5 protein-coding genes and 1 pseudogene are annotated in these 5,399 nt (G+C 72.9%); 2 read left to right on the forward strand and 4 right to left on the reverse strand.

Going from position 1 to position 5,399, the window contains the following annotated elements; genetic code table 11:
- From HII36_RS52975 to HII36_RS52985, 3 genes are all read right to left on the reverse strand, one after another.
- The coding region (locus HII36_RS52975) for a sensor histidine kinase (RefSeq protein WP_328808302.1) at positions 1-1,695 on the reverse strand (1,695 nt) is incomplete at its 3' end.
- Positions 1,696-1,776: 81 nt separating this feature from the next.
- On the reverse strand, positions 1,777-2,304 hold the full coding sequence (locus HII36_RS52980) for a hypothetical protein (protein WP_173530995.1): 528 nt from the start codon (positions 2,302-2,304) through the stop codon (positions 1,777-1,779).
- Between the two features lie 195 nt (positions 2,305-2,499).
- Positions 2,500-3,366 (reverse strand): transglutaminase-like domain-containing protein, encoded by an 867-nt coding sequence (locus HII36_RS52985; RefSeq protein ID WP_173530996.1) that lies wholly within the window; start codon positions 3,364-3,366, stop codon positions 2,500-2,502.
- 138 nt (positions 3,367-3,504) lie between these two features.
- On the opposite strand from HII36_RS52985, the gene HII36_RS52990 reads away from it, so the two are divergent.
- Positions 3,505-4,146, forward strand: coding sequence for a response regulator (locus HII36_RS52990; RefSeq protein ID WP_173530997.1), 642 nt, complete (start codon positions 3,505-3,507; stop codon positions 4,144-4,146).
- An 84-nt stretch (positions 4,147-4,230) separates the two neighbouring features.
- On the opposite strand, the gene HII36_RS52995 is transcribed toward HII36_RS52990, so the two are convergent.
- A complete protein-coding gene (locus tag HII36_RS52995) occupies positions 4,231-4,995 on the reverse strand; it encodes a CBS domain-containing protein (RefSeq protein ID WP_173530998.1) in 765 nt (254 codons plus the stop codon).
- A 207-nt stretch (positions 4,996-5,202) separates the two neighbouring features.
- On the opposite strand from HII36_RS52995, the pseudogene HII36_RS53000 reads away from it, so the two are divergent.
- Positions 5,203-5,399: pseudogene (locus HII36_RS53000) on the forward strand (hypothetical protein); the annotation flags it as partial.

Here is a 5,399-nt window from a genome sequence, read left to right on the forward strand (position 1 = left end):
GAGTGGGACGTGCCAGTGCAGGCGGGTGCCGCCGTCGGCGGGGGTTTCGAGCTCGGCGGCGCCGCCGAGCCTGGCGGCGCGGTCGTCGATGTTGCGCAGGCCGCTGCGGCGGCCGCTCCCGCCCACGCCGGTCCCGTTGTCGGTGACGGTGAGCGCGAGCTCGCCGCCGGCCGCCTCGACGGAGACCTCCGCGCGGGTGGCGTGCGAATGGCGCACCACGTTCGACAGCGCCTCGCGCAGCACCGCGAGCAGGTGCTCGGCCACCGGTTCCGGCACCAGCGTGTCGATCTGGCCCTCCATGCGCAGCCCCGGCATGAAGCCCAGGTGCGCGCCGGCGCCCTCGACCAGGTCGACGATCTGGCCGCGCAGGCTCGGCGCGACCTCGTCGGGCACGTTCTGCAGCGCGAAGATGGACGAGCGGATCTGCCTGATCGTCTCGTCCAGCTCGTCGATGGCGTGCTGCACCCGTTTGGCCGCCTCCGGCCGCTCCACCAGCTTGACCGTGCTCATCAACGTCATGGCGGTGGCGAACAGCCGCTGGATGACCACGTCGTGCAGGTCCTTGGCGATCCGGTCGCGGTCTTCGAGCAGGCCGAGGCGTTCGGCGTCGCGGCGGGCCTCGGCCAGTTCCAGCGCGATCGCCGCCTGACCGGCGAACGATTCGAGCATCTGCTGGTCGGCACCGCTGAACGGCAGCCGTCCGCTGTTCTTGGCCAGCGCCAGCACGCCCCGGACCTTGGACGCCCCGCCCAGCGGCACCATCAGCCCGGGCCCGTAGCCGAGCCGGCGCAGCGGCGAGTCGGGGTAGGCGCCGCGTTGCAGGTCTCGCTCCGCCACCGGCTCAGCGCGCGTGAACGCCTGGCCGGCCAGCGTGGCCGAGATCTCGAACGCGGTGCCCAGCAGTTCCTCCGCGCCCTCGCCCTCGACGACGTCCACGACCAGCGCGTCGGCGGCGGGGCCTGGCAGCAGCACCTGCACCAGGTCGGCGTCGCACATCTGGCGGGCGCGGGCGGCCATCGTGGTCAGCACCTGGCGGGTGTCGGCGCCGGACAGCAGGCTGGTGGTGATCTCCGCCGAGGCCTGCAGCCAGGTCTCGCGGCGGCGCGACTCCTCGTACAGGCGGGCGTTCTCCACCGCGACGCCGGCGGCGGTGGCCAGGGCGATGACGACGGCCTCGTCCTCCTCGTCGAACTCGCCGCCGCCGCGCTTCTCGGTCAGGTACAGGTTGCCGAACACCTCGTCGCGCACCCGTACCGGGACGCCGAGGAAGGTGCCCATCGGCGGGTGGCCCGGCGGGAAGCCGTACGACTCGGGGTGGTCGGAGATCTTGCCGAGACGCAGCGGCCGCGCGTCCTTGATCAGCAGGCCGAGCAGGCCAAGCCCGTGCGGCCAGTGCTCGATCGCGGCGATCTCCTCCTCGCTCAGCCCGACCGGGATGAACTGGATGAGCGTGTTCTCCTCCCCCACCACGCCCAGCGCGCCGTAGCTGGCGTCGACCAGCGTGGTCGCGGTCTCCACGATGCGGCGCAGCACCGTCTCGAGGTCGAGGTCGCTGCCCACCGACACCACGGCGTCGAGCAGCGCGTGCACCCGGTCCCGCGTCGCCAGCACCGCGTCGAGCCTCGTCTGCAGCTCGGCCAGAAGCTCATCGAGCCGCATCTGGGGCATCAGGGAACGATGCTCGCTCTCGGACATGTCGAACAGTGTGCCACCCGGGGACGCCGGGACGCCCACCGGCATCGCCGGCGGGCGTCGGTGCGGCGCGGGCCACCGTCACTACCTGAGCCAGGGGGTGCGGCGGACGATCGGCAGGCGGCCCAGGCCGGCCGTGGTCCCGGCGTCGGCGAGGGCCAGACCGGCCAGGACGATCGCGTAGACGAGGTGGTCGTCCATGAACGGGTTGGTGTCCAGGGGCAGCGCGGCGGCCCACATGAGCGTCAGCAGCAGGCCGCCGGTGACCGCGGCCACCCGCAGGCCGACGCCCAGCACCAGCGCGGCGCCGATGCCGAGCAGGCCGGTCATGAACAGCCAGTCCACCCAGGGCTGCCCGGCCAGGCCGGTGAACAGGCCGCCGAGCGCGTTCTCGCCGGTGCCCTTGAGGAAGCCGGTGGTCGGGCTGCCGCCGTTGATCCAGGCCTTGGCGGCCGGGGTGGCGAAGCCGAAGCCGAAGGTCTTGTCCAGGAACGCCCACAGGAAGATCCAGCCGAGCGCGATCCTGGCGAGGGCCCAGGCGTACCCGGCCGGGCGGCGCGCGCCGGTGGCGGGGGCGTGGCGGGTGACGGGCTCGCGGACGATGGTGGCCATGTCGTACCTCCGGGGGATGCGGCGTCTGTTCTGGGCTGACTCCAGGACACCCCGTTTCCGGCGCCGTCCCCAGTGCCGGAGGGCCCGACCCGGTGGGACCTTCGGCCCTGCCTCCCCTCACCGGCCGACCCGGCGCGCCCCGCGCTCAGCGGGCGGTCGTGCCCCCGCGCGCAGCGGGGCGGTCGCGTCCCGCGCTCAGACGGTGGTGAGGTGGACCTCGCGCTGGTAGCGGTGGCTGCGGACAGTCCGCGGGACCCTGACCTCGGCGCGTTCGTACAGCCGGCGCCACCGCCCGACGTCCCCGGCGACGACCGCGACGGCGATCTCGTCGACGAGCGCCGTCCGCCGGTCCTCGGTCTCGCCGAGGGTGAGGTCGATCATGCCCCAGGTGTCCCAGGGCAGCAGCTCGACCTTGTTCAGCGCGGCCAGGTCCCGCACGACGTTGCCCGCGACGAACCACGCGCCGCGCAGCTCCGCCAGGCCGAAGCGCCGCGGGTCGTCCTGGCCGGACCGGCAGCGCTGCCACGCCTCCGCGCCGGACAGGAAGGCGCCGTCCGGCAGGTCGAGCGGGTCGAGGTCGAGGCCGAACAGCTTCAGCTGCGTGTCGTCGAGCTGGGCGTCGGTGCGCAGCCAGCGTCCCGATGCGGCGTCCCACCGCTCTGCCACCCAGTGGTCGCTCCAGCCCTCGCCGAGGTAGCCGGCGAAGCCGGCCCGCGCCCTGGCGGGGATCCCGGCCGCGCGCAGCAGCGCCACCGTGAACACGGTGAAGTGCCGGCAGTTGCCGATCATGCGCCCGCCGGGCGGGCGTGGTTCGGTGAACGCGTGCGGGCCGAGACGGCGGACCACCGCGACCATCTCCGCCGCCGAACGGCTCTCCACCTCCTCACGGCGGCGGTCCAGCTCCGCGTGGCCGACGCCGTACCGGTCGGCCAGGAACTCGTGGACGATCAGGTTCCGGCTGATCCGGCACGCCTCCTCGACGTCGGCGGGCGGGTGCGGGGGTTCCGCGAACGTGGTCATCGGGCCTGGGGTGGCGTAGAAGCCGAGGTCGTCCGGGGTCATGGTGATCGGTTCCTCTCGACGTGGATGCTCCCGGTCTAGGGGCTCACACGGTGTGAGGGTCAACGGGCCGCGGTCGTGTGCCGCGACTCGGGACTTTGGTCCCTACGCCGCGCGGACCCGGTTCGATAGCGTCGAGGCATGATTCGTGTGTTCCTGCTCGACGATCACGAGGTGGTCCGGCGTGGCGTGGCCGCGCTGCTCGACTCCGAGGACGACATCGAGGTGATCGGCGAAGCCGGGACCGCCGAGTCCGCGATCGCCCGCATCCCGGCGCTCAAGCCGGACGTGGCGGTGCTGGACGTGCGCCTGCCCGACGGCAACGGCGTCGACGTCTGCCGCGAGGTGCGCTCGAAGCTGCCCGGGCTGGCGTGCCTGATGCTGACCTCGTTCGCCGACGACGACGCGCTGTTCGACGCGGTGATGGCCGGGGCGTCCGGTTACGTGCTCAAGCAGATCCACGGCTCGGACCTGGTCGGCGCGGTGCGCACGGTCGCCTCCGGGCAGTCGCTGCTCGACCCGGCCACCACCGCGGCCATGCTGCAACGCCTGCGCGACCAGGCGGCTCGTAAGGATCCGCTCGCGGCGCTGACCGAGCAGGAACGGCACATCCTGGACCTGATCGGCGACGGGCTGACCAACCGGCAGATCGGCGAGCGGTTGTTCCTGGCGGAGAAGACTGTCAAGAACTACGTCTCGAATCTGCTGGCCAAGCTGAACATGCAGCGGCGTACGCAGGCGGCCGCACTGTCGGCCCGGCTGCGGGCCGACAAGGGGAAGTAGCGGCGTCCCCGGCGGGCTCTTCCGGGGCGGGCTCGTTCGGCCGAGCGCTTTCGGCCGAGTGCTTTCGCAGCGGCCGCGGCCCCTCTACAGCAGCGGCGGGACCGCGATCGGGTCCTCGCCGTCGCAGGCGATCTCGCTGGTCACGTCGATGACGCCCTCGACCGCGCGGATCGCCGCCACCAGTGCGACGGCCTGCGACCTCCGCGTGACCCTGCCGCTGATCCGCACCACGCCGTCCTGCACCTCGACGTCGAACTCGCCCGGACGCGGGAGCACGGCCCGGATCTCGTCCGCCAGCTCCGCGGCCGGTCGGGTGAAGACGCGCAGCACGTCGCGCCGGTGCAGGGTGCCGGCGATCCTGCCGGTGACCGGGTCGATCACCGGGAGCTGCTTGACGCGCTCGGCGTGCATCAGCCGGGCCGCCTCGCGCAGCGCGGTGCCCGGCGTGACCGTGATCGCGGGCGAGGTCATCAGCTCGGCCGCGGTGACGGCGGCCGCCTTGCGGTGATCGCGCCGCCGTCCACGTGACTCGAAGCGTCCGTGTGGCTCGAAGCCTCCGCGTGGCTCGAAGCCTCCGCGCGGCTCGAAGCCTCCGCGCGGCTCGAAGCCTCCGCGCGGCTCGAAGCCTCCGCGTGGCTCGAAGACGGAGGCGGCGTGCCGCGTCGGGTTGATCTCCTTGAGCAGCAGATCGTCCTCCGACACCACACCCACCGGCCGCCGGTCGGCGTCGATCACGGTCACCGCGCCGACCGCGTACCGCTTCATCGCGGCCACGATGTCGGCGAACGAAGCCCCTTCGAGCACGGCGATCGCGACACGTCCCATGACGTCCTTGACCTCGATCGACATGATGTCCCACCTCGCTTTCCGCCTCCCACTCTCCGGCACGGGGAGCGGGACGGGCAGCGGCGAACGTCCCGGGCAGGCAGGGGCTAAGGTCCTCGGCGGATCTTCCGCCCGCCGCGCCGGTGACCCATAATCGGGGCCGTCTACTGTCGAGGAATTGCTGAGGCAATGACGGACATATCCCCTCTGCAGGCAAACGATCCCAGGGACGTGGGCGGGTTCTCGTTACTGGGGCGGTTACGGGAGGACGGACCCGGGCCGGTGTTCCTGGCCAGGGACGCGTACGGCGCCGAGGTGGAGATCGCCTGGCCGCACGGTGACGGGCCGGGGGATGGCGGCGATCGCGTCGAGCGGGTCGTCGGCGCGCTCGCCGGGCTCAGGGCGCCTTCGCTGGCCCGGGTCGTGGC

This window comes from Nonomuraea antri, from assembly GCF_013283785.1.
Taxonomy (GTDB): domain Bacteria; phylum Actinomycetota; class Actinomycetes; order Streptosporangiales; family Streptosporangiaceae; genus Nonomuraea; species Nonomuraea antri.